Source organism: Sulfuricella sp., assembly GCF_035531155.1.
In the GTDB taxonomy this organism is placed as follows: domain Bacteria; phylum Pseudomonadota; class Gammaproteobacteria; order Burkholderiales; family Sulfuricellaceae; genus Sulfuricella.
Genome location: NZ_DATKTK010000052.1, coordinates 32,431 through 58,983, shown reverse-complemented (window position 1 = coordinate 58,983; position 26,553 = coordinate 32,431). Strand labels below are relative to the sequence as shown.

Annotated in this window: 34 protein-coding genes and 1 tRNA gene; 5 read left to right on the top strand and 30 right to left on the bottom strand. The window is 55.9% G+C overall.

All coding sequences use genetic code 11. The annotated features are described in order from the left end of the window. Positions 1-88: 88 nt before the first annotated feature. The 22 genes from VMV64_RS11380 to ispB all read right to left on the bottom strand — a co-directional run bounded on the left by VMV64_RS11380 (position 89) and on the right by ispB (position 15,805). Positions 89-367, bottom strand: a complete 279-nt coding sequence (locus tag VMV64_RS11380) for a hypothetical protein (RefSeq protein WP_325330373.1) — start codon at positions 365-367, stop codon at positions 89-91. Between the two features lie 4 nt (positions 368-371). After that, the gene (locus VMV64_RS11375; protein ID WP_325330371.1) at positions 372-602 is read right to left on the bottom strand and encodes a hypothetical protein; all 231 of its coding nucleotides are present in this window, start codon (positions 600-602) and stop codon (positions 372-374) included. Positions 603-1,176: 574 nt separating this feature from the next. After that, a complete protein-coding gene (locus VMV64_RS11370) occupies positions 1,177-1,494 on the bottom strand; it encodes a hypothetical protein (protein WP_325330369.1) in 318 nt (105 codons plus the stop codon). Between the two features lie 47 nt (positions 1,495-1,541). Next, complete coding sequence (locus VMV64_RS11365; protein ID WP_325330367.1) at positions 1,542-1,835, bottom strand: hypothetical protein; 294 nt, start codon at positions 1,833-1,835, stop codon at positions 1,542-1,544. A gap of 142 nt (positions 1,836-1,977) precedes the next feature. Beyond that, positions 1,978-2,424 (bottom strand): hypothetical protein, encoded by a 447-nt coding sequence (locus VMV64_RS11360; RefSeq protein WP_325330365.1) that lies wholly within the window; start codon positions 2,422-2,424, stop codon positions 1,978-1,980. A 4-nt stretch (positions 2,425-2,428) separates the two neighbouring features. Continuing rightward, positions 2,429-2,668: a hypothetical protein gene (locus tag VMV64_RS11355; RefSeq protein ID WP_325330363.1), complete on the bottom strand. Its 240-nt coding sequence runs from the start codon at positions 2,666-2,668 to the stop codon at positions 2,429-2,431. Positions 2,669-2,688: 20 nt separating this feature from the next. Beyond that, entirely contained in the window at positions 2,689-3,162 is a 474-nt protein-coding gene (locus VMV64_RS11350) for a hypothetical protein (protein ID WP_325330361.1), read from the bottom strand. Positions 3,163-3,275: 113 nt separating this feature from the next. Further along, positions 3,276-3,614, bottom strand: a complete 339-nt coding sequence (locus VMV64_RS11345) for a hypothetical protein (protein ID WP_325330359.1) — start codon at positions 3,612-3,614, stop codon at positions 3,276-3,278. A gap of 31 nt (positions 3,615-3,645) precedes the next feature. Next, positions 3,646-3,771: a hypothetical protein gene (locus VMV64_RS11340; RefSeq protein WP_325330357.1), complete on the bottom strand. Its 126-nt coding sequence runs from the start codon at positions 3,769-3,771 to the stop codon at positions 3,646-3,648. A 120-nt stretch (positions 3,772-3,891) separates the two neighbouring features. After that, positions 3,892-7,128, bottom strand: coding sequence for a MobF family relaxase (gene mobF, locus VMV64_RS11335; protein WP_325330355.1), 3,237 nt, complete (start codon positions 7,126-7,128; stop codon positions 3,892-3,894). A gap of 10 nt (positions 7,129-7,138) precedes the next feature. Continuing rightward, the gene (locus tag VMV64_RS11330) at positions 7,139-8,857 is read right to left on the bottom strand and encodes a type IV secretion system DNA-binding domain-containing protein (RefSeq protein ID WP_325330353.1); all 1,719 of its coding nucleotides are present in this window, start codon (positions 8,855-8,857) and stop codon (positions 7,139-7,141) included. Position 8,858: 1 nt separating this feature from the next. Next, on the bottom strand, positions 8,859-9,320 hold the full coding sequence (locus VMV64_RS11325; RefSeq protein ID WP_325330351.1) for a hypothetical protein: 462 nt from the start codon (positions 9,318-9,320) through the stop codon (positions 8,859-8,861). After that, on the bottom strand, positions 9,317-9,622 hold the full coding sequence (locus tag VMV64_RS11320; protein WP_325330349.1) for a hypothetical protein: 306 nt from the start codon (positions 9,620-9,622) through the stop codon (positions 9,317-9,319). Before VMV64_RS11320 ends, VMV64_RS11325 begins: the two co-directional genes overlap by 4 nt. After that, positions 9,615-9,833, bottom strand: coding sequence for a hypothetical protein (locus VMV64_RS11315; protein ID WP_325330347.1), 219 nt, complete (start codon positions 9,831-9,833; stop codon positions 9,615-9,617). The genes VMV64_RS11320 and VMV64_RS11315 overlap by 8 nt, the downstream gene beginning before the upstream one ends. Before the next feature lie 312 nt (positions 9,834-10,145). Then, positions 10,146-11,036, bottom strand: a complete 891-nt coding sequence (locus VMV64_RS11310; protein WP_325330345.1) for a type IV secretion system protein — start codon at positions 11,034-11,036, stop codon at positions 10,146-10,148. After that, positions 11,036-11,329 carry a hypothetical protein gene (locus tag VMV64_RS11305; protein ID WP_325330343.1) on the bottom strand — a complete coding sequence of 98 codons (294 nt, stop codon included), beginning with the start codon at positions 11,327-11,329 and terminating at the stop codon, positions 11,036-11,038. The genes VMV64_RS11310 and VMV64_RS11305 overlap by 1 nt, the downstream gene beginning before the upstream one ends. Further along, positions 11,326-12,102 carry a hypothetical protein gene (locus VMV64_RS11300; protein ID WP_325330341.1) on the bottom strand — a complete coding sequence of 259 codons (777 nt, stop codon included), beginning with the start codon at positions 12,100-12,102 and terminating at the stop codon, positions 11,326-11,328. Before VMV64_RS11300 ends, VMV64_RS11305 begins: the two co-directional genes overlap by 4 nt. Positions 12,103-12,221: 119 nt before the next feature. Then, positions 12,222-12,473, bottom strand: a complete 252-nt coding sequence (locus tag VMV64_RS11295; protein WP_325330339.1) for a hypothetical protein — start codon at positions 12,471-12,473, stop codon at positions 12,222-12,224. A 70-nt stretch (positions 12,474-12,543) separates the two neighbouring features. Continuing rightward, complete coding sequence (locus VMV64_RS11290; protein ID WP_325330337.1) at positions 12,544-13,296, bottom strand: hypothetical protein; 753 nt, start codon at positions 13,294-13,296, stop codon at positions 12,544-12,546. Next, entirely contained in the window at positions 13,293-13,781 is a 489-nt protein-coding gene (locus VMV64_RS11285; RefSeq protein ID WP_325330335.1) for a hypothetical protein, read from the bottom strand. The genes VMV64_RS11290 and VMV64_RS11285 overlap by 4 nt, the downstream gene beginning before the upstream one ends. 966 nt (positions 13,782-14,747) lie before the next feature. Next, a tRNA-Pro gene (locus VMV64_RS11280) sits at positions 14,748-14,824 on the bottom strand. A 12-nt stretch (positions 14,825-14,836) separates the two neighbouring features. Beyond that, on the bottom strand, positions 14,837-15,805 hold the full coding sequence (ispB, locus tag VMV64_RS11275; protein WP_325330333.1) for an octaprenyl diphosphate synthase: 969 nt from the start codon (positions 15,803-15,805) through the stop codon (positions 14,837-14,839). 167 nt (positions 15,806-15,972) lie between these two features. Here ispB and rplU point away from each other — a divergent pair, with 167 nt between their 5' ends. From rplU to proB, 4 genes are all read left to right on the top strand, one after another. After that, positions 15,973-16,287: a 50S ribosomal protein L21 gene (gene rplU, locus VMV64_RS11270; RefSeq protein WP_325330331.1), complete on the top strand. Its 315-nt coding sequence runs from the start codon at positions 15,973-15,975 to the stop codon at positions 16,285-16,287. 12 nt (positions 16,288-16,299) lie between these two features. Then, the gene (rpmA, locus tag VMV64_RS11265; RefSeq protein WP_325330329.1) at positions 16,300-16,557 is read left to right on the top strand and encodes a 50S ribosomal protein L27; all 258 of its coding nucleotides are present in this window, start codon (positions 16,300-16,302) and stop codon (positions 16,555-16,557) included. Positions 16,558-16,702: 145 nt separating this feature from the next. After that, a complete protein-coding gene (cgtA, locus tag VMV64_RS11260; protein WP_325330327.1) occupies positions 16,703-17,770 on the top strand; it encodes an Obg family GTPase CgtA in 1,068 nt (355 codons plus the stop codon). A 44-nt stretch (positions 17,771-17,814) separates the two neighbouring features. Beyond that, positions 17,815-18,933 (top strand): glutamate 5-kinase, encoded by a 1,119-nt coding sequence (proB, locus tag VMV64_RS11255; protein WP_325330325.1) that lies wholly within the window; start codon positions 17,815-17,817, stop codon positions 18,931-18,933. A gap of 296 nt (positions 18,934-19,229) precedes the next feature. On the opposite strand, the gene VMV64_RS11250 is transcribed toward proB, so the two are convergent. The 8 genes from VMV64_RS11250 to VMV64_RS11215 form a co-directional block, all read right to left on the bottom strand. After that, complete coding sequence (locus tag VMV64_RS11250; RefSeq protein WP_325330323.1) at positions 19,230-19,733, bottom strand: CNP1-like family protein; 504 nt, start codon at positions 19,731-19,733, stop codon at positions 19,230-19,232. A gap of 80 nt (positions 19,734-19,813) precedes the next feature. Next, a complete protein-coding gene (locus VMV64_RS11245) occupies positions 19,814-21,019 on the bottom strand; it encodes a cyclopropane-fatty-acyl-phospholipid synthase family protein (RefSeq protein ID WP_325330321.1) in 1,206 nt (401 codons plus the stop codon). A gap of 96 nt (positions 21,020-21,115) precedes the next feature. Continuing rightward, entirely contained in the window at positions 21,116-21,709 is a 594-nt protein-coding gene (locus VMV64_RS11240; protein WP_325330318.1) for a CBS domain-containing protein, read from the bottom strand. A gap of 12 nt (positions 21,710-21,721) precedes the next feature. Then, complete coding sequence (locus tag VMV64_RS11235; protein WP_325330316.1) at positions 21,722-22,201, bottom strand: RNA pyrophosphohydrolase; 480 nt, start codon at positions 22,199-22,201, stop codon at positions 21,722-21,724. A 206-nt stretch (positions 22,202-22,407) separates the two neighbouring features. Then, the gene (locus tag VMV64_RS11230) at positions 22,408-23,190 is read right to left on the bottom strand and encodes a polyamine aminopropyltransferase (RefSeq protein ID WP_325330314.1); all 783 of its coding nucleotides are present in this window, start codon (positions 23,188-23,190) and stop codon (positions 22,408-22,410) included. Between the two features lie 191 nt (positions 23,191-23,381). Continuing rightward, positions 23,382-23,681, bottom strand: a complete 300-nt coding sequence (locus tag VMV64_RS11225; protein WP_325330312.1) for a YqjK family protein — start codon at positions 23,679-23,681, stop codon at positions 23,382-23,384. Positions 23,682-23,921: 240 nt separating this feature from the next. Beyond that, positions 23,922-24,314 carry a phage holin family protein gene (locus tag VMV64_RS11220; protein ID WP_325330310.1) on the bottom strand — a complete coding sequence of 131 codons (393 nt, stop codon included), beginning with the start codon at positions 24,312-24,314 and terminating at the stop codon, positions 23,922-23,924. Positions 24,315-24,327: 13 nt separating this feature from the next. Continuing rightward, the gene (locus VMV64_RS11215) at positions 24,328-24,651 is read right to left on the bottom strand and encodes a DUF883 family protein (protein ID WP_325330308.1); all 324 of its coding nucleotides are present in this window, start codon (positions 24,649-24,651) and stop codon (positions 24,328-24,330) included. A 133-nt stretch (positions 24,652-24,784) separates the two neighbouring features. On the opposite strand from VMV64_RS11215, the gene VMV64_RS11210 reads away from it, so the two are divergent. Next, positions 24,785-26,500 carry a proline--tRNA ligase gene (locus VMV64_RS11210; protein WP_325330307.1) on the top strand — a complete coding sequence of 572 codons (1,716 nt, stop codon included), beginning with the start codon at positions 24,785-24,787 and terminating at the stop codon, positions 26,498-26,500. Positions 26,501-26,553: the final 53 nt, after the last annotated feature.

Here is a 26,553-nt window from a genome sequence, read left to right as displayed (position 1 = left end):
TTTTGTGGGTAACTCAGATTGTCGTGGCCGGCAGTCCCGGCTGGGACTGTAATTTGTTTGTGTTGGTCAGAGATTGAGCAAGCATTGGTTATTGGTTCACTGGATTAGGCACTGTCTCTGCCTGCCCAGCTTCCTGAGCCTTCTTGGTGGCATACCTGTGGTGTGGTTTTGCCACTGAAGCCTGCGTCTGCTGCGCCTTGGCTTTCGCTGCCCCATCCGAGTAGTTGTGAGCGGTGCACTGTGCGCCGATGCCAAGCACTGTCAGCATCACTAGCCTGCTAACCCACCGCCAAACCAGCCCGCCCAGCTCCCATCCGATCCTTCCGCCGAAGGCATAACCAAAACCTTTTTTTATCGAATTCCACATGATTTTATTCCTCGTCCTCGAAAAATTGCGCGCCTTCACAAGTGCGAACGGTGCCGATGCTGCGGTATTGCCAATGATAATTACACCAGCCCACCCCGGCCTCGCAGTCTTTGGAGTCCAAGTTAATGCAGCCATGGCAGGTCACGTTTTCCCCATCTGCCCTTTGGTGAGCCTCGGGGGTGCAGGGGGAACACCCTGCGTTGTTATCTGTGGTGCTGGTGGTTTTTGTTGCCATGGTTGTTCTCCTTTTCTGTGATGTTCTGCCCTTCGGAGCCGCCTCACAAAGGGTGGACAGGGCTGGGCGTTTAGGCGGTTGCAAGCTGGAGTGACAGACGGGGTTTCGGGGTTGTGGAATACCGGAACCGGGCGCCTTTGTTTTTTGCCCGGTGAGGATATGCCGCGAAAGCCCCGCCGTCTGGCGCGACAGCTTGCGCTTTTAACCGACTGCCCGGCCATGGACGCACTGGGCGGCTTTGAAGGGCAATCACAGGAAAGGTGAACGGCAACAAGAACGAGTTTCCAGCACCACGGCGCAGGGCCAGCTTCACCGGCCCAGCGCACCCAACGGAACGGCTTTGCCGTCCCGTTGACAAAACCGTTTTGGTGCGCGGCACGATCGAGCGGGGTTTTGCGAGATGGTGTTGCGCATGCTGTTGCTGTTGCGTCAGGGATTAAAGCCCGAAGGGTCGAGACCTGCGCGTCTCTTGCGGGGCTCGATCGCTGGCGACGAAAGCCTGGCCGGCGTGGCCGGGACGCCCTGCATATTAAGATTCATATACTGCTTATGATGGTGTCGTCGTCGCGGAGGCTCATTTCTTTGTTTCTCCTGGCGGGATGTGTAGAGAATCGACCTCTAGCGCCAGCCCACCGAGGAAGCGCAACAGCTGGTTCCGCTCCTTGGTCGGGATGTCTGTAAGCAAAATGGCGGATCTAACAGCCCACAGGACGGCCTCAGTTGCGCATGCGGTCCCGGCGGCAGGCAGGCATTCCCGGAACATTTGGAGCACGTCATCCATCCCCCCAAACGGCGCTGCTTCACGCAGTCGTTTGTTGAGCAATTCGGATTTTTGGAAAATGTCCTCACCGATTTGAAGAGCGAGGGGAAGGGCCTGGATTGAGTTTTTCATGGTGTTTCTCCTTATTGTTGGTGTTGTTGTTACTGCAGGTGAATCAGTTAATGGTGATGCATCCCCCGGACAAAACTAAACACGAAACGAAGAATTCCAGCGAATACGCGTCCGATGGCTTTCATCAGCCAACCAACGCTATTCATGCCGCCCTGGAGCGCAGCGACCTCGCCCCGCTGGATCCGCGCTAGAACTGCGCCGCCGATGAAAAATGCGGCCATAAAAGCGAGGACGTATAAAAGGACAACAGGCCTTGCCAGCCAAAGGATGATCGCTTTTGCGGCTGCGAACACGAACAGCACCGCGATGATGAGCATCAGAAGTTTGACCAGGATTTTCAATTTTTCGGTCCTCTCATAATTTGAGTTTATGATGCTTTCCACGCTCTTTGCCCCGCCCGGCGCTCATCACGCCAAAGAGGCCGGGTTCACTTATCCACGCCCTTGCGGTGTGGGTAAGTGAAGAGGGTGGAAAACGTCATGTTCACTCCTTCTTGCTGATTGACTGTGCGACGCAGCGCCCAACCCGCGCAGCGTCCTCCAGGGCGAGGGGCAGGACTTTGAACACGGCTTGGCCGGAACGCCCGGTCATGGTGAGATTGGCGTTCGGAGCGGCGGCCATGATCTGGTCAGTCACTGCCTTTGTGGTGTTCTTCGGCATGATCACGACCAGTTGCCTGCTATTGTCCGTAGCCAACTTATTTAACTTGGCCAAGGTCATGGATGCCTTGTCGGTCAGCTGGCTTCGACTTTCCACCTCGTTAATGTGCAGCGTGAAGGACATTTCCTGGAGCCCTTCAGCGACCAGGCATTTGTTAAACGCTTCGACCGAGAGGACTTCTCCATCCCACTTTGTCAGGTCGGACGCGACGCCGGCGAAAACCGGGAAGGAGGCGATAGCGAGGGCAGCCGCGGCAATTAGTTTTTTCACGGTCTTACCCCTTTTTTTGGTTGAAAGTCGTTTTTAACTGGCTTTCCATGCAGGTGGACACCAGGTCATAGGATCGCTGGTCAACGGTCATTTTCCAATGTCCGCCTTCCATCGTAAGTGCACCGGGTATTTCCGTCTTTCCGATACATTGCTGCATCACTTGGCCAGCTGGTGAACCAACTGGCATGGAGATGAAGTCGTGGCCACCGGCAACCATCAGAATCAAACCCATAATGAAGTCCATTTTAATTCTCCTTCTCAGAGTTAAAGAGCAACCCGAACCGTATTGCCGCCAGTCAGGACGCGCACGCGGTCGCCGGTTTTAAAGACTTCGCCTTGCTCGACGGCTTGAGTGACAGCCAGCGCTTGACCGTTTTCCAGCTTGACGGTGATTTCTACCCCAGCCGTCCTGGTCATGGCCTTCTCGCCGGCTGCGCCGGCAATGCCTCCACCGACTGCACCCAGCAAACCGGCAACCGTCTGCCCGCGTCCCGTGCCGACGTGGCTGGCGAGCAATCCGCCCACTACTGCGCCGGCCGCCATTCCTGCTCCGGACTGGCCGCCCTCGATCTGAACGGCTCGGACAGCCTGCACTGTGCCGAACTGGACGCTCATCACCTGTCGTGCCTGAGCGCGGCTAAAATCGCCGCTACCCAGCCCGGCGGTGCTGCCTGGGACGTTGGCGCACCCGGGCAGCAGCACGATTGACGCGGCGGTGAGGACGAGAAGTTTTTTCATGATTTTTCCTTTTTTGGTTGTTGGCATTTAGTAATCCATTCCCTGCGAAATTTGATGTTTTCCACGCCCCTTGCCCGGCCCGGCGCACACCACGCCTAGGAGGCCGGGGCCACTTATCCACCCCACAAGGGCGTGTATAAGTGGAGGGTGTGGAAAACAGCATCCAATACGACATTGATGTGGGCGATCAGCCAGTCGGAAGCGGCGTGGATATTGCCCTGCAACCAGTCGTCCAGCTGAATTCCCCAATAAACAAAAGAGATAAACCCGAGGATTGCCACTCCCGAATTCGCGGCAAGCATTTGTCGGACACTCTTCGCAACCGAGTGAGCAAACTTGGTTCGGCGCTCGGACTGCTCCGCTTCCTTCAGCGCCTGCTTTCGCACCTCTGCCTGTCGGGCGAAGGAAGCGCGTAGCTCGACAAAGACAGGATCTTCAGTTTCTGTGTTCATGGTGTTCTCCTTTTGTTTGGTTAAAAGGGAGTCATTTAAAGATTGAAGCCGCTATCGCCAGCGCCGCTAAAATTATTAATGTTGCAAACAGTCCCTGGGCAATCCAGTGACAGCCACGCCCGATCTTGATAAGGATCGATTTGGTTTTCTCGTTCATTTTTTCTCCTTTTTTGTTGCTGGCACTTAGTAATCCCAGCCCTGCGAAATCTAATGTGCCTGAGATCAAGCGATTACTGTTATCTACAAAAACAGGACGTTTTTATGCAATTTGTATGAATTACCGTTCCCGCTCTGCCTCGCGTTCCGGCTCCCGTGCTGGTGTCGGTGCCGGCTCCTTCGCGGATTCCGTCTCACGTTCGCCATCGTGCTTGTGTTCCTGATTGGGTTTGTGGTGTTCCGGTTCTTTGCCGATTTTGTCGATCTCGCGGTTAATTTCCTTCGCCTTCTCCACTCGATCCATTTCTTTTCCGGCTTCCTTCTTCTCTGGCGCTACCTTGGCGGCCTGCTCTTTGAGGTCTTTCAGTACCTCGTTTTTGGCCTGCCGTTCTTCCACGGCCATTTTGATCCGCGCCCCAATGCTCTCGATCCTGCCGGCACGTTCCCAGCCTTCGGCTTTGGTGAGCGCTTTGTTCGCAACCTGCCGGATTGGTGATTTGATCCAGCTGGAAGGCTTCTTGTCCTGGTTGATGTCCTTCTTGATGTTGGACGCCATCCGCGCGGTGTAGCCCTGGCTCTTGAGGATCTGCGTGCCGGTCTTGATGCGCGTGTCGATGCCGGCGACCTTGAGCGTCTTGTCGGTCTTGATGTAGCGGGTGGTGAGGCCGGTTTTTGTTTCACGTACTTGTTTGGAGAGGTCGCGGCATTGCACCTTGCCACCCTTGTGATTGACGACATAGGAACGGCCCTTGCTGTCTTTCTCGATGTGCGCCTTGCCTTCCTTGATCGCTTTGTCCAGTTTCTTGCCGTCCAGTGCCTTTTCGCCCCGCTTGTGAGCTTCAAGGGCTTTCGTCGCCAGTTCGGCGTCTCGCTGGACTCGGGGAGATTTCTCGCGCACTTGCTGATTTTTGCCGTGATCTTCTTTTTGTTTGTCTGTTAAATGTTCCTTGGCCTTGTAGTCCTGGCTGGTGCCTTTGGACTGGCTTTTCTCGAAGCTTTGCTGCAGGTCTTTTTTGGCATCGGTGGTGGTGTGGATGTGGACGCTCTCGCGGTGGCGGCTGGCGGCAACATAGGCAAGTTCACGATGCGACATTTGACCGGGCACGAAGTGGGCGCGGTCGACGGTCACGCCCTGGGATTTGTGCACGGTCATGGCATAGCCATGATCGATGTCCCTGTAGCCCAACTCGTTGACCTTCACTGTCTTGCCGTCGTCGGTTTTGATAGTGATCCGCCCCTCCTGAGCTTTCTCGACGGTTCCGGTGGTACCGTTTTTCACGCCCAGCTGGCGGTCGTTCTTGAGGAAGATCACGCGGTCGCCCACGGCAAATTGCCTCTCTCCGCGCTCGGTCTGGAAAGGCTTGTCGCTACCCTTCACCAGGCCGGCTGCTTTGGCGTCCTCTCTGGCCAGCTGATTGATCTTGTGGACTTCGGCGCGGGTTTCGGCCAAGAGGATTGCGCTTTTGCCTTCCTTGAGGTCGTTCACCAGCTCTTTTGCGGCTCCTTGGCGCACTTGGTCGCGGTTCTGGTACTCGCGTATGCACCCAGCTTTGTCGAGGGCTTCCAGGGCTTTGTCTGATCTGCCTGCCGCCAGGTCTTGAACCATCTGCCGGCCTTCTTCTGTTTGCTGCCGGCGGATCTCGTTCATCTCGGTCCGTCCAACACGCTCCTGGATGGATCGCATGGCGCCGCCGGCGTCGATCGGCTGCAGTTGGCGTGTATCACCCACCAGCACAACTTTGGCCCCGGCCTGGTCGGCGCGATCAATCAATTCGGCCATCTGTCTGCTGCCCACCATGCCGGCCTCGTCGATCACGATCACGGTTTTGGCGTCCAGAGTGGTTTTCCCCTGCTGGAGTTCAAATGCCAGGCTGTGAAGGGTTTGAGACGGAATGGCGCTGGCTTTCTCCAGGCCTTCGGCAGCTTTTCCAGCCAAGGCCGCGCCCCGGACGGTGTAGCCGTCACGTTCCCATGCTTCACGGGCAGCATCCAGCATGTAGCTTTTCCCGGCGCCGGCGGTGCCTTGCACCACGGCAATCCTGCCGCTGTCCTGAGTGATGTGCTTGAGTGCTGTTTTTTGCTCGTCGCTTAGGGTGCGGCTGGCAGTGGCGGCTTGGAGGCTAGTGTCCTTGACTTGGTGTCCGCGTTCGCCGGCCATGCGCACTGCCTGCTCACCCATGTTCTTTTCTAGCTGCCACATCTCGCGCGAGGTATAGCGGTTCTCTTGGTCGTGCGTGGTGCCGCGCTGAAGCATTGAAGGTTTTGAGGATTCCAAATGGACAATCTCTGGCGAGGCCTTGAGGTCGGCCAAGTAAGACTTGGCTTCTTCCAGTGACATTTTGCCCTGCGCTTCCCTGAACACCTCTGCCTGCAGCTGCTGCTCTGTCACTGTGCTGGCCTGCACGGTCAGCTTGTCCAATAACTCGGCGTGGGTGGGCATTGGTTCCGGCACAGACTGGTGCTGCGGGTCGGTGGAAGGATTCTTCCAGTCGATTTCCTTGGCGGCCTGTTTCCAGGACGCTTCCAGCTGTTCCGGGGTGAGTTCCTTGGCCTTGCGGGTGCTCAGAGCGGCCACACTGGCCGCTGCTGCGCCATAGTGGCCGCTTTCCTTCAATGACTTCTCGATTTGTTCCCGACGCTTTGAGAATTCGGCTTCATGCTCCTTGGAAACATCGGCGATTCTGAATGAATCCTTGTCGCGCTCGATCTGGTAGCCTTGTTTCTGTAGTTCTGCGGACAGTTCGGCACGGTAGGCCGCGCCCATTGCCATCTTCCAACGCATGTCCATGTCCAGGGCGGCGGTGGTGCCGTCTGCCCTTTGAGTCATGTTCATTACGATGCAGTGGGAGTGCAGTTGTGGATCTCCTTCGCGGCTAGCCCCGTGCTGGTAAGTTGCCACCAGGATCTTGTCGGCAGCTGCACCAGCGTTTTCTCCAGCCCTGTCCTTGTTTGTGAAGGCTCTGGTGTCGTTCTGTGTGTAAGCCAGCGCGCGTTCCACCGACTTGCTGTGCGCGGCTTCCAAAGCTTGCCGGGTCTTCTCGTCACCGAATGCCCAAGCCATGCTGACCGACTTCGGCGCTGAAAAAGTGCAGTCCCAGCCGGCTTTGTGGGCCTCGCCTGCGTTCTTGGCCAGAGCTTCCCCGGTTTCCGGGTTGTAGCCCTGCATCGAGGCAAGCAGTTCTCCTTTCTCGATCTGCTTGCCTTCGATTCCCAACTCACGGGCCATTTCGCCTTTCCAGACGCCGGCCTTCTCGGCGCTGTAGTAGTCCTCTTTTGTAGCCTTTTCGCCTTCTTTTTCGTGGTAGTTGGCCACGGCACTAGCGCTGGCACCTGCACCAATTTTGGAAACTGATAGCATTTTGTATTCCTCAATTGATCAGGTCGGCAAAAGGATCGTCGCCGTGCTGGATCTCGGTGGCCACAGCTGCGGTACTGCTGCTGACGGTTTCCGGTTCCTGCTCTGGGGCTGCCTCTGGAATCCGTTCTTGAGTGGCCGCGCCTGCATCTACCGGCAAGGGCTTTGGAGAGCGAGTGGGGCGCATTTCCTTGTCCTGGAATGCCTCGATTTGGTCGGGCAGCTTTGTGATAGGAATGGTGGTCCAGCAAGGCGGGATTGCGCCGGCAATATTGAGGATCCCAACGCGAGGATTAAGGTTCTGCAACTCAGAGGGGATAACGGCGCGCTGCCGGTGGATTTGTTCCTGCCAGCCACCGCCCTGCTGGTTGCCACTACTGGAAACACGGCGGATTTCCTCATCTCCTACATATTTCGACATGTAGTCCGCGGTGTCCGCGTCAGGCTGCTTCAATACCAGCCAAGTGCCCAGGCAAGAAAGAAGGGTCTGCGTCATTTCCCGTCCGTAGGTGGCACGGGGCTGAGAAATGGCCTGCACTCCCAGCATGACCACGGCGCCGCATTTACGACCTTTTGTCAGCAGCGGTTCAATGCTGTTGATTAGACCCAATGTTGCAAATTCGTCGATTGCAAAAAAAATCCTGCGGGCAAAGCTTGCTGGCAGACTGAGGACGGCGCTGGATGCAACGTCCAGGACTGCGGCAATCATGGGGCGGATGGATTGGAGTTGATCGTCTCGAAAGCTCAGGAACAGCCAGTCTTTGCCATCATCTTCGATCCAACGCCTTACACTGAAAGCGTCTTTACCGGCAGCTGAGTTGAGGTAAGAATAGGGCTTGATATAGGTGACAATGATGTTCATCACGCTCGCCAACATGCCAGAGTCCAGCTTTGCAAAAAAGCGCTGCGCCGGACTGCCTTCAACCAGTTCCTTTAATTCCCTCATTGGTGCGGTCGTCAGGTAATAAACCAGGTCGCCATTGGTGGGATTGTCGCGTTCAAACAATCTCTCCAGAACAGCACTCAAAATAGAATTGGCATATTGATTCCACTCAGCTTTGGTTGGGTCATTGGGAATAGGGATCATGGAAGCTGCAATGCGATCGGCGTCGTAGGGCTGGCGCATTTCTGCAAACGGCGACCAGTCGATGCCTCGCTGGTCGAATGGATTGAAGATTGCATCACCTTCGCGCCAAAACCGTTTCAAGAACTCAGCGCCAGGGTCTGAAATGATCGCCCGATGTTGGCGTTGCCGCGCGCTTACCAACCTCTGGTAGAAAGCCAAGGATTTGCCCGAACCAGGAGCGCCGGACATGAGAAAATGGAGCGGTTCTACGTCGATTGGGACTGGCACTCCACCCAGATAGCCGTGAGTTTCTTTCCCGGCTTTTTTGATCATCCGAGCCACGTCATTTTCGCCCAAGGCTGTCGTATCTTGACTGCCCTTAATGTTGACGCCGCGCCGGTTGCTGTCCTTGTTTTTATTCCTTTTAAGAAAGCCAAAATAATTGACGGTCCAGCGGATTGCCGAACCTGTTGCCCAAGCCATAACGAAGAGAGTGAGAGCATTTTTATCGACGCCTTTCCCAGAAGTTGAGAAAGCGGCAACAGGTAGCGCACCCCACAACAACGGGCGAACTATCCACGCCCACTGCCATGGCTGATCTTCACGCCACACGGTGTAGCGCACCACGAGTCCTGCAACGAAAGTAACGATGAACAAAATTTCCATTTCAGTTCCTTTCTTCTTTTTGCATCAGTCCAGTCAAAGCGAGCAACAAAGCTGCTCCTGCCAGCGCTCCGACAACGGGTAGATAAACAAATGTCAGCATCGATTTTTTGTCGAACTCCTGAGCGATTTTCGGGTGTTGCTGATGCATAAAATTCAAGAATTCAGTTGCGGTGATCAGGTGTTTTTCTGACGTTGTTTTTTCAATAGGCAGGATCACCATTGCTAGACCTTCACTACCACTTTCAGAGTTTTGGATTGAAAGATTTCCAAAGCCGGTTTGCTGGTATGTCCAGGCCTGCGTGTAGATATCGAAGACATCGGATTCGACTGTACTCATGCCTTTGTGCGTCCATTGCCAGCCACTTGCTGCACCCACGACTAAGCCAAAAATTATTGAAAGAAAAAATAAGCGGAACCGTGTTTTGATGTTGAGAACATCCTGATGCTGAATTGCTCTGTTCATTGCTCGACTCCTGCATGTAATTCGATGATTTTTTCCAGCATTTCCACTGCCTTTTCTGGGGCATTCTGGAAGCGCAAAAGCAGTCTCCAGAGCTTCGCCTCACGGGCTTGGAAGTTTGCGATTTGGCTACTCAGTTGATCGATGGCAGTCCCGATTTTGTCCTCGATTTTTTCTTGCTGGATCGACGCCCCAACAGCAAACCGGATGTACTCAGCTTTACCCACACCCAGCGCGGCAGCACGTTGGGAAAGCGCCTTGATTTCAGACTCAGGGAAGCGAACGGTTACGCGTGGCTCAGTCATCGCTCACGCCCCCCGCTTTTTCCTGCTGGTGTGCTTTTGCGAGGCGAAAAAACGCAGCTTTCAACACTTCATCTGAAAGGTTGGAAATTCCGGCTTCTGCGGCCAGTAAATAGATGCGCGCGCGCTGCTTTTCCTGCTCGCGTTTTAGCTCGTGCCGGATTCTGGCTTCCAGCGTTTTTTTCTGCTCCAGCAGTTTGTCGATGGTGTTCATTTCTTTGCTCCTGTTCAGTTGGTAACTGAGCATTTTTCTCTTTGCTCACTATGTAATCCCCGCCCTGCGAAATTTCTGTCGTTTGGCTGCCACTGGCTGCCAAGGACTGGCGGGGCTTTCGGAGAGGAAAATATTTTTTTCGTGCGAATCGGTCTGCCAGACGGCTGCCGTTCAAAAGCCAGCAACGGCGCGGAACGCGGCGAAAGCTGGCAGCCCCTGTGGGGGTTAGGTGTGAACAAACTAGTCTTTGAACTGAGGACGAAAAAAATCCCCGCCGGGGCGGGGACAAAAGGGAGTGGAGTTTAAATGCTATCAGGCCGCCGCAGCTGCGATCTGCTGGGCGGATGGGAGGTTCGGCGAATCAAAACCAAGCGCATTTCCGAAGATTGCCTGCGTGATACTCGGTACCTGCAACATCACCATTCCGCCTACCACTGCGATTGCCAAGCTAGCAATCGAATAAACGGTGGAAGGTAAGGTTTGTGAGCCAGCCTTCTGGGCCATGCTAGCCAGGGCGTCGAAGATTCCGCCAGACAGGATCAAAACCGCCGCCGCCACGGCGGGAAACATCATGCTGGCAAACGTGAAACTGGCCCAAGACTCAGTGATCTTCCGCGCTGGTTTCCAGGGGGCGAAGGCCACACATAGTGGGCCGAATACCACGCCGACCCACAAAACAATTTTGCCCAAGAGGATAATGAAAATCGAGATAGCGGCGACGATCCCGACCACCCCGCCGTTCACCATCCCCAACCACCCAGCCAAAAACTTGTCGAAGATTTGGCCGACCGAAAAACTTGAAATCAAGTTCGTCGATTTAGCTCCGGCGTAAACCTGATCCACGTTTGTGTTCTGGAGCGCTTTGTCCAGTGTGCCGGAGACGATGTTTCCCAGGTCCTGATTCTTACCGATTTTATGCACTACCGCAGCGCTTGTTTTTGTGATGTCGTCCGCCACGGCCGGCCAATGTAAGATCAGACTCCAAGAGATCATGGCGATGGTTATGGCGCGGATGCCTTTGGCTACGGCTCCACCGCCATCGTCGTCGAGGGCCACCTGGACCAGCAGCCAGGCGATTTCCAACCCAAAGCAGATCATGAGAACGTAAGTCGAAAAATTACCGTCCGTCAGGTTTGTGGACATTGCTTTCCCGGCCGCGTCGATCGAGCTGGAGATGTTCGTTAGAATTTGAAAAAGTTCCATCACAAAATCCTCCCGATGAGTTGGATGGGGATGGAAATCATTGCGGCGATTCCAGCCAGAAGCAGCAGAGGAGAGTCGGCGGCGACTGTGTAAAATCCCCAGGCCAGCAGCACCCCCGCCCTGATCAGTTTAGGAAGCGCTATGCGCTGGCGGACCGCATCGATCTTTTGATTCCCCGCCCACACGTCCCCCGCACTTCTTATCTCTGCCGCTTCCCGCATTTCGGCTTGGATTTCCGGGGAAAACTTGCGGGTAAAAAGCTTCAGGGCGTTGCGCGACTTGATATAGTTCATTTGAGGGCTCCTTTTTTCCAAAATTCCTGGTCTGCGTCATATCTCGCTTTTACATCTTGTATGTGTTGCGCCATGGCTTCTCGCGCCAACTGCTTTTCCTGTTCGCTCTCCATCCCTTTGGATTCGTTCTGCGCCTTCATCTGCAGGAGCGTCGCATTCATGTTCTGCATCTCGCCAGTCATTTGCATGTTGGAGGTGGCAAGGGTCTGCATGCCTTTAATGTTGCTGTCGATGCCGGGAATCTGGTCGTGCATCATGGCCAGCGCTTCGCCGCGCTTCTGCACGTCCTGCATGGCATTGGTGGTGTCATCCAAGCTCTGTTTGTAATAACCGCCTTTCTCTTTTGCGAGTTGGAGCATTTTCTCGGTGTAGGTACTCGGATCCATTCCCAGCCGCGCCATGGCGCTGATCTCGCCGCTCATGAGGGTAGATGCGCGCATGGCCGAGTCGCGCAGCTGCTTGGTGACATCTAGGGTGCGTAGATATGGCTCTACCATTCCGCGAAAGGGGCCAAGGTTCTGCAGGATCTGATTGGTTGGCAGTTGAAGAAGGTTCTGCTGGGAGATTTTTGTCTGTACTTGCTGCAGGATGTATTGCTGGAGTTGTGTCGCCACCATATCAGCCTGTTGCCCAACTGAAGTGACCAGTTCGGCGTTGTTCATGATTTGAGTAATTTCCGTGGCACCTCCGTTCCCCGCAACCGAACCAGCGAAGGCGCTTGGATTGGCATTTGCCAAAACAACGGCGCTCATAAGCAAGATTTTCTTACGCATGTTCAAACTCCTTGTGTTGGTTGTTCTTGTCTGTAATCCCTGCGGTGCGAAATCAGCGCTGGGGTGGGACAGCCCGCCCCATCCGGGGAGGGCTGCTGTGCCCATCCGGGCACTGGTCTTCAAAAAGAAGGGGCAAGATCGGCGATCTCGCGGGCGAAGGGGCGGGGATCTGGCAGTATGGTGGCCGCAATCAATTCAACAGCCTCCCATGGGTCAACGGCAAGACCAAGCCGTACCGCCGCGTCCACGGCGCTTTCTGAGGGCTTGCAAGTGATGTGGTTGGCCTTGGCAAAAGCGGCCATATGCCCATCACCCCGCAGAATTATGAATAGCAGCCGGTAATAAATTTTTTTGCGCTCGAGTTCTTCCATTACTTTCTCCTACAGACTGGCGCCCGGATGGGCGCATGGGGCAAGCAGCCGGATGGCTGCTTGCTTGCCTTTAAAAACTGCCATCCGGATTCGTTTCGTCCCTGTAGTTTTTTTCCTCAAAACCGCCCCATTTGCCTTGCGTCAGCTTGTCGCCGATCTGGCGCTGGTGTTTGTCAGGCTGGAGCGCTACTGCAAATCGAGAAAGCTCTTTGAGAATGACGGAGGGGAATTTTCCGCGCCGCGGACCGAGTCTCTGTTGGGCAAGGTTGACTTCTTCCTTTGTGCAGGACTGAATGGTTTTCATCACAGCCTGGTCGTCCTCATTTTTTATTTGAATCTTATACATGTATTCATCTACCAGGCCAGTAGCAGCAGTAGTAGCAGGATTTAAAGATTTATTATTTTTAGTTCTTGTTGAATTAGTATTTATTAGCTGCGGGTTCCCCGTGCGCGGGAGTGCCGCCTCCGGGGTAACCGTATTCGGGTTTCCCGAACGCGGTGGAATCCCTTTGTTGGTGAGCGTTCCAGGGTTATCTGTAATAATCCACTCCGTTCCTTTGTATCTCCCTCCTTCCCTTATTTCTTTGACCTGCACGTATCCAATATTCATCAGTTCCTGCAGGCCAGATCGGGTCGACTCACTGCCGTCTTTTTTAAACTTTTTGATGGCGGTGAGGTAAAGCTTCCACTCAGGAGAAAGATGGAGAAGCCACACCAGCAAGCCTGTGGCTTTCCAACTGAGCCTGTCGTCTCGAATGATTTTGTTGTTAAGGACAGTGAAGTCGCGCTCGACCGCGTGTTTGATGGTTACAAAGCCGCTCATGCCATCACCCCCTCAAACAAATCCCTCTGCACCTGGGCAAACCTCACGGCATCACGAATCGCCGCTTTGTCGGCCAGCAGCTGCTCCACCCTCCGTCTGGTGAGCCTGAGAGATGTGGCAATTTCTTTGGTGTCCTTGCCGCGCAGCGCTAGGTCACGAATGCGACCGTAGATTCCGGCCAGCGGCGGTATCTCTTGGTCGTCTTGTTCTTGGTTTTCAACGGCTAGGTCGTCGTCCAACTCACTGGCGAACAAAAGAGGATCAAAGGAGTGTCCATAGGCCAGCTGGCGCAGCTTGATGTCGATGTTGGTGGCCACCCAGGCATCAAGAGTGCCACGGGATGGGTTGAAGGACTGGATGGCCATTCCAATGGCGCACCAAGCCTCCTGCTTGGCATCATCCAGATCGAGGCAGTAATCCTCGGCCTTGTTCTTAATTTGAGGCAGGAAGTTGCCTTGGATATCGAGGGTGAGGGCGGCGTTCATTGCGCACCTCGTTCCTGCTGCAGACGCTTGGGCGGGCGGCCGCGGCCACGTTTGGGGTGTGAGATGTGGGCGGTTTCCGGTTTTTGGACTGCCGCCGGCCTTGTTTGATTTTGGAATGAGTCGACATAGGCGGCGAGATCGCGAGCATCGACACGACGGTGGCCAGGGGTGGCAGGGAAGGGCAGCTTTTTGCCGGCGCTTTCCCAGTTCCGCCATGTTTTGGAACTGAAACCAGCTATCGCACAGGCGCGAGCGAGGGGGATGAGGATCTGGCCACCACAGGCGGCAAGGATAAGATCAATGCTGGAAGACCCGCGGGGAGTGCGGATTTGAAGATCTGAGGGCATGTCAAACTCCTGTTTGACCGCCCGCAAGGCGGGCAGTCAGGAACCGCTGCAGCAAGCGGCACAGGAGTTGCGTTTGAGGGTGGCATCTGCTCAGGTCATGGATTCTGGAAGTCACCCCCCAAAAATCGGCGTTGTCTCTGATTCCTGACAAAAAACATCAAGAACTCAAGCTCATCAGACAGGTTTGCTGCTTTGTTTCTGGCCTCCCAGGCCCGCCCGTCCGTGTCTTGAGCCCTGCCGCCTGAAAAAACAGCAGGGGAACTAGCCACCTTTTCCCCGGAGCGCCGGAGTGGGCGCGCCCGACTTTGCGCACCTGGCAGCCGAACTCGCCGCCTAACCTCTTGTATCTCTCATTATCCTCACGTTGCCGCGTAAGTCAAGCGATTTTTAATATATTTCCGTATTTAATCAATCAACTATCTCAATTTCTGCGGAATTGAGAAATAATGGGGCATGTTCGATTTGGGCACAAAACGGTCACAGGCAAGGCGGGATAGTTGGGGATAAATGGGAACAAAACGGGAACAGTGGCACTGTTCCCGAGGCGTATTTTGCTTAAAAAATAAGCAGAGGCGGAAAATAAAAAACCGCCTAATCGGCGGTTTTCATTGGTTTAATTTGGTCGGGGTGAGAGGATTCGAACCTCCGGCCTCTGCGTCCCGAACGCAGCGCTCCACCAGGCTGAGCTACACCCCGTTGTGATTTCTTTCAGTAGTTTCGCGTTACCGAAAAGTCTGCCAATTGTAGCAAAGATTCCTTGTATTTTGAATGCGGCAGATGCGAAATCGCCTCGCACGCCACCTGGGCCTCAGCCTTCGCCTGGCTTTTCGCGTAATCCAGCGCGCCCGTGTCGCGGATCGCGGCCATCACCGCATCAAGCTCGTTCAGGCCGCCATGCTCGATCGCTCTGCGGATCACCTCTGCTTGCTGCGGTGTGCCGTTTTTCATGGCATAGATCAGGGGCAGCGTAGGTTTGCCCTCAGCCAGATCATCACCGACGTTTTTACCGGTTTCGGTATGGTCGCCGGAATAATCCAGCACGTCGTCGATCAGCTGGAACGCTGTGCCCATGCGCATCCCATAGACTGCCATGGCTTCCTCATCGGTAGCCGAGGCATTGCCCAGGATCGCACCGAGGCGGGTGGCGGCTTCGAACAGTTTGGCGGTCTTGTAGTGAATCACCTGGAGATAGCGCGCCTCGTCGATGTCCGCGTCGTTGCAGTTCAACAGTTGCAGCACCTCGCCCTCGGCGATGGTGTTGGTTGCATCCGCCAGGATTTCCATCACGCGCACGCTACCCGCCCCGACCATCATCTGGAAAGCCCTGGAATAGAGGAAGTCGCCCACCAGCACGCTGGCGGCGTTGCCGAACAGGGCGTTGGCGGTAGCGTTGCCGCGCCGCAAGTTCGATTCGTCCACCACGTCGTCGTGCAGCAGGGTGGCGGTATGAATGAATTCGACCACTGCGGCCAGGACGTGATGATAGCCGCCGGAGTAGCCGAACGCACCCGCCGACAGCAGCACCAGCGCGGGGCGCAGGCGCTTGCCGCCGCTGTTGATGATGTATTCGCTGATCTGGCGGATCAGCACGACTTCGGAATAGAGCCGCTTGCGGATGACTTCATCCACAGCTAGCATATCCGACTCGATGGGACTGCGTATGGCTTCCAGCGACACAGAAAATCCAGAGGTTGAGTGAAAAAGGGCTAATGGTAGGAACGAGAGCAATTCGGTGTCAAGTTTTTCCAGCCCTGCCCCTGATTTCTAAACAATAATTTAACCCTCGCCACAAAATTCTGGTACAATCGCGTTCCTTTTTAAAAGCTAAGTAATTGGAGCTCAATATGTACGCGGTCATAAAAACCGGTGGCAAACAGTATCGCGTTGCCCCTGGCGAAAAATTGAAAATAGAACAGATACCGGCAGACATTGGCAGCGAAATCGTACTGGATCAGATATTAATGGTTGCAGACGGTGAAGCAGTCACAGTAGGCACGCCCCTGGTAAGCGGCGCTACGGTCAAGGCGACAGTCGTCGCGCATGGTCGCGGCGATAAGGTGCAGATTTTTAAAATGCGTCGTCGCAAGCACTACCAGAAGCATCAGGGACATCGTCAGAACTATACCGAGATCCGCATCGACGGCATCACGGCGCAGTAAGGAGAATCAGCAATGGCACATAAAAAAGCAGGCGGCAGCGTACGCAACGGCCGCGACTCTCATTCCAAGCGTCTGGGCGTGAAGCGCTACGGTGGCGAGCTGGTTTCCGCCGGCAGCATCATCGTGCGCCAACGCGGCACCCAGATGTACCCCGGCGACTTCGTCGGCATGGGCAAGGATCACACCTTGTTCGCCAAGGTGACCGGCACCATCAGCTTCGCCATCAAAGGCGCGGCAAAGCACAAAGTGGTTACCATCACTCCGGCTTAAACCAGCCGGATAGTGGAGCCTTTAGGCCCTATCGGACGATAGGGCTTTTTTATTTGAGTTGTCAGCCCTCATTGTCAGTTCTCAGAAACGGGAAAGCCAGCCACTGAGAAACTGATCACTGACAGCTGATCACTGAGTAATCACCATGAAATTCATTGACGAAGCAAAAATCGAAGTCCATGCCGGCGACGGTGGCAACGGCTCGGCCAGCTTCAGGCGCGAGAAGTACATCGACAAGGGTGGGCCGAACGGCGGTGATGGCGGGCGCGGCGGCAGCATTTATGCGATTGCCGACCGCAACATCAACACCCTGGTGGACTATCGCTTTGCCCGCATCCACCGCGCTGAACGTGGCGGAAACGGGATGGGCTCGGATTGCTACGGCAAAGGCGGCGAGGATATGGTGCTGCGCGTACCGGTCGGCACAGTCATCACTGACATCAACACCAATGAAATCATCGCCGACCTCGCCAAGGACGGCGAAAAAGCCCTGATCGCCAAGGGCGGCAAGGGTGGTCTCGGCAACCTGCACTTCAAGTCCAGTACCAACCGGGCTCCGCGCCAGTTCACACACGGCGAACTGGGTGAAGTACGTGAACTCAAAATGGAACTCAAGGTGCTGGCCGATGTTGGACTGCTGGGCATGCCCAATGCCGGAAAGTCCACTTTCATCCGCGCTGTTTCTGCGGCCAAGCCGAAGGTGGCTGACTACCCTTTCACCACGCTGCACCCCAACCTCGGCGTGGTGCGCGTGGAGCACGATAAAAGCTTTGTCATTGCCGACATTCCGGGCCTGATAGAGGGCGCAGCCGAAGGTGCCGGTCTCGGCCACCAGTTCCTGCGCCATCTGGCACGCACACGATTGCTGCTGCACCTGGTTGACATCGCTCCCTACGACGAAACCGCCAACCCGGTGGCAGAAGCGCATGCGATCGTCAACGAACTCAAGAAATACGACGAATCGCTCTACCAGAAGCCGCGCTGGCTGCTGCTGAACAAGATGGACATGCTGCCCGCCGACGAGCGCGACCAGTACAGACAGCAGTTCCTCAAGGACTTTGGCTGGGACGGAAAATGTTTTATCATTTCCGCCCTCACCGGAGAAGGCTGCAAGGAAGTGGTCTACGCCATCATGGAGTTTCTCGACCAGAACCGTGAACTTGAACAAGAGATTGAACCGCAGAGGCGCGGAGACGCCGAGGAAAGCCAGTAATTGAATTTCTCCGCGTCTCTGCGCCTCCGCGGTAAACTAAACGAATGAAATCCGTAATCGAAAACTCGAAGCGCCTGGTCGTAAAAGTCGGCAGCAGCCTGGTCACCAACAGCGGCGCCGGCCTCGACCATGAAGCCATCGCCACCTGGGCGGCGCAGATTGCCGCCCTCAAGGCCATGGGGCGCGAAGTGGTGCTGGTCTCTTCCGGCGCGATCGCCGAGGGGATGCAACGCCTCGGCTGGAAGAAGCGCCCCAGCGCCGTGCACGAGCTGCAAGCCGCAGCCGCAGTGGGCCAGATGGGGCTGGTGCAGGTTTATGAAACCTGCTTCCGCAAGCATGGCCTGCACACCGCGCAAATCCTGCTGACCCACGACGACCTCGCCGACCGCAAGCGCTATCTGAATGCCCGCTCCACCCTGCGCACCCTGCTCGAACTGAACGCCATCCCGATCATCAACGAAAACGACACCGTAGTCACCGAGGAAATCCGCTTCGGCGACAATGACACCCTGGGCGCCCTGGTCACCAACCTGATCGACGCGGATGCGCTGGTGATCCTGACCGACCAGACCGGCCTGTATTCCGCCGATCCGCGCAAGGACCCTACAGCCACGCTGGTGGGCGAAGCGCGCGCCGGCGACCCGGCACTGGAAGCCATGGCGGGCGGAGCCGGCAGCGATATCGGCCGCGGCGGCATGCTGACCAAAATTCTCGCCGCCAAGCGTGCGGCTCGCAGCGGCGCCCATACCGTGATTGCCTGGGGACGAGAGCCGGACGTGCTGATCCGCCTCGCCCAAGGCGAAGCGATCGGAACCCAACTGATTGCCGGCGAAATGAAGACCGTGGCACGCAAGCAATGGCTCGCCGACCACCTCCAGGTCGGCGGCAAACTCACGCTCGACGATGGCGCGGTCAATGCCCTGCGCAAGGAAGGGAAAAGCCTGCTACCGATCGGCGTGACCGCGATTAGCGGCGATTTCGAACGTGGTGAAGTGGTGACCTGCCTGGACGCTAAAGGCCATGAAATTGGCCGCGGCCTGGTCAATTACAGCGCGCAGGAAACTCGGCGAATCCTGCGCCACGCCAGTACGGAGATCGAATCAGTTCTTGGTTACGTGGACGAACCTGAACTGATCCATCGAGACAATTTAGTGCTGCTCTGAAGAGCAGCACTAAATTGCAGTGAAGGCTAGGGGATCGAGCAAAAATAACTTGAACACGGAGTCACTCACCACAGATTACGCAGATAAATGTAGGTTGGGTTAGCGGCTTTACCGCGTAACCCAACAAACCCAATCTTCCTTCTAAACACCGGTGTCGCCTAGAGGCGCCTACTTTTGGTGAATGTTTGGGTTTGTTGGGTTACGGCGCAAAAAACCACGCCTAACCCAACCTACATAAGCGGATAATTTTTCATCTTAGGAGACCGGCTATTGTCCAAGTTGTTTTTGCTCGATCACTAAGGTCTGAAGCTACGCTTCAGCAGATCGACCGCTTCCTGCGGGGTCTTCACGGCAATGCCGCTGGGACAAAAGAAATCGTCGTAAAGCATATGATGGTGACGGTTACGGTCCTGGTAACGGATCGGTTCCCACTTGGCGAAGCGCGCCCTCGACCAGGATCCTTCCTTGCGCCCGAAAGCGTAAAGCCTCCTTTCGCGACTAGCGCAACGGATACCCTCGAAGCTCACATTGACCGCACCTGCCGATGATTTGACGATCATCGTGTAGCGCACTATGCCGTCCTCGCCCGTGCTGATGGAAGCGGCATCGACAAAGAACTTGTTATCAGTGGCGGCACTAACGAATAGCGGCAGCAGGTTTTCTTCCTTTGGATAAGGCGGGAGCTGAGCCTCGATCTCGGCCCACGGCTTTTCCTCATCAAATTCGAATTCGAATTTCCCCCACTCGGCGGACGCCATCAGGGGAAGCAGCAATGAAAACAGCACAAGAATTTTTTTCATGGGTCAAAAGCAGTGTCTCGGAAGACCGAATAATACCCCGTAACACCGCCCGCTGCACTGCCCTCCCCGATTCTTCCGTATCACATGTATACATGCTCCCGCGTCAGCGGATAAGGTACGGCACCGTTCTCCAGCGGTTTGACGGCAAGCACCTGGAACACGGACAGCCAGCCCCGTTCGAAGGCATACGCGGAACCCGCCATGTAAATCCACCAGATACGGAACCGGGCTTCGCCGACGATGGAGCGAGCCTCATCCTGCTTGGCCTCCAGGCGATCAACCCAGTGCCACAAAGTTTTCGCGTAATGCGGGCGCAGACATTCCACATCCCAGCATTCCAGCTTCTGTTGAGACATCGCCTCGGTCACCGCCGACACATGCGCCAGGTCGCCGCCCGGAAAGACATACTGGTCGATGAACTCGCCAAGGTCGCTACCCAGCTCGCCACCATCCAGCCGCACCGTGGTGATGCCATGGTTCAGCACCAGTCCGCCGGGCTTGAGCAGGCGGTAAATTTTGCCGAAATAAGCGGGGAAATTTTTTCTGCCGACATGCTCGAACATGCCAATACTGGCAATTTTGTCGAACGACTCGGTTTCCGGCAGATCGCGGTAATCCATCAAACGGACGCGGCAGCGACTTTCCAGCCCGCGCACCCGAATCTGTTCCCGCACATAATCGTACTGGCTCTGGCTCAGGGTAATACCGTCTGCCTTTACGCCGTGCCGCTCCGCCGCCCACAGCATCAAGCCACCCCATCCGCACCCGATGTCGAGAAAAGCCTCATTTTCTTTCAGGTCAAGCTTGCGGCAGACATGCTCCAGCTTCTGCTCCTGAGCCACATCCAGGCTATCGTCCGGGCAACGGAAATAGGCGCAGGAATAGATACGACGCTGGTCCAGCCACAATCCATAGAACTCGTTGGAGACGTCGTAATGGTAACTGATCGCACGACGACTATCGAGGCGGGCGTGGCGCAACCAGCTCAGTGAAAAAGCATTTTTTTGGGCTATTCGGCCGGATGCTTCACATAAAGATTCGCCCAGCCGCATGATTTCCCTGGCCCCGCCGACCAGATCGATGTGCTGCTCGACATAATTCCGCGCAAACTTGCCCAAGGTGGGTCTGATCAGGGAAGACAACCCCTTGGACGAGCGCACGCTGACCGTCACCCTCGGGAAATCGGAAAATTTCAGAACCTCACCATTCCACAGCTCGAAATTAACGGGCAGACTCTCCCGGCGAACGTGCTGAGCGACCTGTTTCAAAATCCAATTTTGCAACATTTTCCTTCTCCTCGTCCGAACTGAAAGAATAGACGATGTGAAGAAAACTGCCCAAACCAGGAAAATCCGGGAAAGAGAAGCGGGAAAAACGAAAAACTATTTGGCGAGCTGCGCCTGAATTTCAGCGAAGGTCTGGGCGATTTCCAGTGTCTGGATTTCCGTGCCCAGGAGTCTTGAAACCTGAGAAGTGGAAAAAATCCCTCGTACCCGTTGAATCTGGCCGGGCCCTTCGGTATCCACCACCAAGGCATGCTGGCGGCCGCATTTTTTCAGGGTTGCGACGATATGACCCACTTTCGCCGCGGCGACATCCTTCATGCACAGCACTTCCAGCTTTTCCTGCGGCGTCATGATGTTGCGCACCAGGATATCTTCCCGCCTGCCGCCGGACTTCTGGATGAATTGCAGTGGTTTCTCGCCCAGAATGTCGGTTGCGGTAACCAGCCCGAGGACGGTTTCCTGATCGTCGATCACCAGCAGCAGCCTGACGCTGTGCCGAACCATGCGCTCCCTGGCAGCGTCCACCGTCTTTTCCGGCCCGATGGTGACCGCCATCACCTCTTTCAGGTCAGTCATCACCCGCACCGCCGGGTCGCCCAGTTCGACATGGGCAGGCGAGGTTTGCAGGGGTTGGTAATAAGTCGCCCCTTGCACCAGGTTGCTGGGCGGTAGTGGTAAAAATTCAACCATCTTGACTCCAGTTTATTCTGATTTATTGAGGTAGCCGACCAGCTCGTTGAGCGCCAAGCGGTACACATCGCGTTTGAATTCGATCACCGATTCCAGCGGTACCCAGTAATGGTGCCAGCGCCAGGCATCGAACTCGGGGTGCGATGATGCGCGCAACGACACATCGCAGTCGCGCCCGGTCAAACGCAAAAGAAACCAGATCTGCTTCTGGCCCTTGTAACTGCCGCGCCACTCCCGCCGCACCCAGTTCTGCGGCACATCGTAGCGCAGCCAGTCCCTGGTGCGGCCGATAATCTTCACGTGCTGCGACTGCAGCCCGACTTCTTCCTCCAGCTCCCGAAACATTGCCTGCTCGGGGGATTCCCCGGCCTTGATGCCACCTTGCGGAAACTGCCAGGAATGCTCCTTGATACGCTTGCCCCAGAAAACCTCATTTTTTGCATTGCATAGAATGATGCCGACATTGGGGCGATAACCGTCCCGGTCTATCATTTGTGAAACACCTCAAATCCGTTAAATTAAACGTAATTTTTTCACATTTCACCCGGCAATGAAAGCCAAATAACTCACACCCATGACCGAAGTCACGATTGCGACTGAAGCAGACTCAGCATATACCCGGCATTCCGAAAAAATCACCGCATTATCTTTAATCATGTGACAAGGACATAAGGCATGGGTTCCACACAAAATCCTATCTAAACAAGCAAACGCTTTTCGGTGTGGGCATTAAGGCTGCGCAGGCCTTCCACGAACTTGAGAAATTCCAGTCCATACGCCTGCTCCAGTTCTCTGGCACGCTGGCGCAGATCATCCCAGCGCGGATTGCCAGGGCTGCGCTTGAAACCGAACACGACCATATTGCCATGCTTTTCCGTAGGCAGGCATAGCGTCAGGCCATTGAAACTGGTCTCGATACGCTGCAAGTAGACATCGAAATTCTTGTCGCTGCCCCACAGGTTGACCGCCAAGACCCCCCGTTCACTCAGGGCGGCGGCACAATCGTCGTAATAACGCTGGGTAACCAGTGTATCGGCCAGTGAAACACCGTCGAAGCCATCCACCATCAGCACATCTGCGCTATCAGGATGGTCAGCCACATACTGGCCGCCTTCGGCGATCACCACCTCGAATCGTTCGTCTTCCGGAGGCAGCTGAAAATAGGCACGAGCAGCTGCCGCCACCTGCGAGTTCAGCTCCACCGCCGCGATGCGTGTGGCCGGCATGCGGTGATAAACGAATTTGGCCAATGACCCCCCTCCCAACCCAACCATCAGGAAGCGCACCGGATCAGGGTTGAACAGGAGAAAACCCATCATGCTGCGGGTATAAGCAAGCTCAAGCTCGTTGGGCGCGCTGATGCGCATCGAACTTTGCACTGTCTGACTGCCCAGATGCAACGAACGTACGCCGTCGCGCTCGCTGACGTCTACGACATCACCTGCGGCTACCGCTTTATGAATACGTCGTCCGAAAAACATTCCCAATTGTTACCTCGATGGAGAAAAAAAATAAAGGCAATCCCAGCCGCTCCACTTCATATATCCGGGTTGTGTCAGGAAGGATGCAGAACGACTCACGCCTGCCGGCAGGATGCGGCAAGGAAAGAAATTGGGCTATTCGTGTAAATTCGTGGTTAAAAGCTATTTCCAGGAAAATCGGCTACTGCCAATCAATTCGGCTTCCCTTGTCCGGCGGCCATGTTGCGGAAAAAGCGCCACAGTGCCCAGCCACGACCGAGCCATTTTAGCGCCCTGCGCGGCCGCGCCGCCGCAAATGCAACACCCAGCCCGACCGGCAAGGCCAGATGCACGCGTAAGAAACGCCATACGGATACGCCCTGATCGACAATCGCCATCGGCAGACGCCAGACATGACAGAGTTCGCCCAATTCAGCACGTTGTGCCGCGCTATGTGCCACCAGCTCGGCACGCCGTCGGGAAAGCTCGACCAACCTTTGCTCGACCCCCATTATCCTAGAAACCTCAGTTGGACGGGGTGGAGTGTGCGGTTTCTGGGGTGCAGGGCAAGGCACAACGACGCGGAATGGCCGTTCCATTCCAAGGAGTTGTAACGCCGCCATGCGCCGCAAAAACCGTGCAATCCACCCCGTAGCGGACTCACCAACCGGGTGAAACGGTAAATCATGAAGAAGTTTATTGAAATCACGGTATTAAATGTCCAGTCAAGCGGTCAACTGAGGTTTCTAGGATTATGGCAACAACTGCTGGCGGTCTTTGCCCAGCTCTGCCAGGCTGGCCGCAAATAACCTGCTCCCGGCCGAAGCGCGGGCACGAAACATCGCGACAGCCACACCGCCGAGGCTAAAAAAAAGCACGGCCAATCCGCCCAGAACCAACAGCCGGTGACTCTCCCATAACAGGACGGTGACGAATATCGCGAGAAACACGCTGCCGACAGCCAAGCAAAACAGCGCGATGCTACCGAACAACAGCAACTGACCAAAGCGGAGCTTCTCCTCCTCCACTTCATTCGCCAACAACTCCAGCCTTGTCTGGGCTACCGCCGTTAGCGTGGCGGCAAAATTGCGCAGGGAAGCAAACAATCCAGTGGCACGCGCCATGCCTGCATCAGTTTCCGTCATAACTATCCGAATGTCAGCGACGCACGATCAGGACGCCAATCACCAGCCCGACACAGGCGGAAATACCCACCGCCTTCCACGGATTGTCATGCACGTACTGATCGGTGGCCCGGGCGGCCTGCTTGGTTTTGTCTATAATCGCCGCTTCAGCCCGTGCCAACTGTACTTTAGCTTCGACCAGGCTGGACTGGATTTTTTCGCGCGCAGCCACTACCTTTTCACCCGCATCATTAGCGGTCGCCCTGAGCAGCGCTTCTGCATCGGCCACCACCACTTTAAAATCTGCAACCAGCTTTTCCTTGCTGATATCGGCCGCTTCATCGACTTCGGTGTACATGATCGTCTCCCTTTATCTTATTAATCGGTAAATATCAATTATAGGCTACTGCTATTTCCAGTCCAAATCAATCCGATATACGCCTTGTTTTCGGTTAAAATCGCGAATTCTGAATTTGATTACGGGACTCCCCATGCGTGTATCACAATTTTTCCTGTCCACCCTCAAGGAAGCGCCCGCCGAAGCCGAGTTGGTCAGCCACAAACTGATGCTCCGCGCCGGCCTGATCAAGCGCATCGGCAGCGGCCTGTATACCTGGATGCCGCTCGGCCTCAGGGTGCTGCGCAAGGTCGAAAACATCGTGCGCGCGGAAATGGACCAGAGCGGCGCGGTCGAGCTGTTGATGCCGGCGGTGGTTCCCGCCGAGCTGTGGCAGGAAACCGGGCGCTGGGATGTGTTCGGCCCGCAGATGCTGAAGATCAAGGATCGCCATGGGCGCGACTTCTGCTTCGGACCGACCCACGAAGAGGTGATCACCGATGTCGCGCGCCGCGAAATCAAGAGCTACCGCCAGCTGCCCGTGAACTTCTACCAGATTCAAACCAAGTTTCGCGACGAAATCCGCCCGCGTTTCGGCGTGATGCGCGCACGCGAGTTCGTGATGAAGGACGCCTATTCCTTCCACGCAAACTTCGCCAGCCTGGAGCAAACCTACCAGGTGATGCATGACTGCTACAGCCGCATTTTCTCCCGCCTCGGCCTGAAATTCCGCGCTGTGGCGGCGGATACCGGCGCGATCGGCGGCACCGGCTCGCATGAGTTTCACGTACTGGCCGATTCCGGCGAGGACGCCATCGCCTTCTGCCCCAGTTCCGACTATGCCGCCAACATCGAGTTGGCCGAAGCGGTGTCCCCTACGACCCCGCGTCCTGCTCCCGCCGAAGCGATGCAAAAAGTCGCCACGCCCGGCAAGCACAGCATCGAGGAAGTCTGCGAATTTCTTAAAGTCCCCGCGCACAAAACCGTCAAGACCCTGCTGCTGGAAGGGCACGACGGCGGCGTCGTGGCGCTGCTGCTGCGCGGCGATCACCAGCTCAACGAAGTCAAGGCCGGCAAGCTGCTCCAGCTTGCCCAGCCGCTGCGCTTTGCCGCTGACGCGCAAATTCGTGCCGCCGCCGGCTGCAACGCCGGCTCGCTCGGCCCGGTCGGCCTGAACCTCACGCTCATCGCCGACCGCTCGGTGGCGGCGATGAGCGACTTCGTTTGCGGCGCCAATGAGGACGGCTACCACCTCACCGGCGTCAATTTCGGCCGTGACCTGCCTGAACTGAAGGAACTGGTCGACATCCGCAACGTGGTCGAGGGCGATCCCAGCCCAGATGGCAAGGGCACGCTGGAACTGTGCCGCGGCATCGAGGTCGGCCATATCTTCCAGCTGCGCACCAAGTATTCCGAAGCGATGAAAGCCACTTTTCTTGACGAGAATGGCAAGGAGCAGGTGATGGAAATGGGCTGCTACGGCATCGGCGTCTCACGCATCGTCGCCGCCGCCATCGAGCAGGGCCACGACGAGCACGGCATCGTCTTCCCGCCCGCGATGGCACCGTTCCAGCTCGCCATCGTGCCGATCGGCATCAACCGAAGCGAACTGGTGAAAGAAACAGTCGAGAAGCTTTACGCCGAATTCACGGCCGCAGGCGTCGAAGTTCTGCTGGACGACCGCGACGAACGCCCCGGCGTAATGTTTGCCGACCTTGAGCTGATCGGCATCCCGCACCGTATCGTGATCGGCGAGCGCGGACTGAAGGACGGCAACGTGGAATACCAGGGGCGCCGTGATGAGAAGGCCACAGCCATCCCCTTGCAAAATATTGTGAGTCACATAAAATCAATGGCATGCGGGAATTAAAAAACTCAACCACGAATTCACACGAATTCACACGAATTCACACGAATAATTCG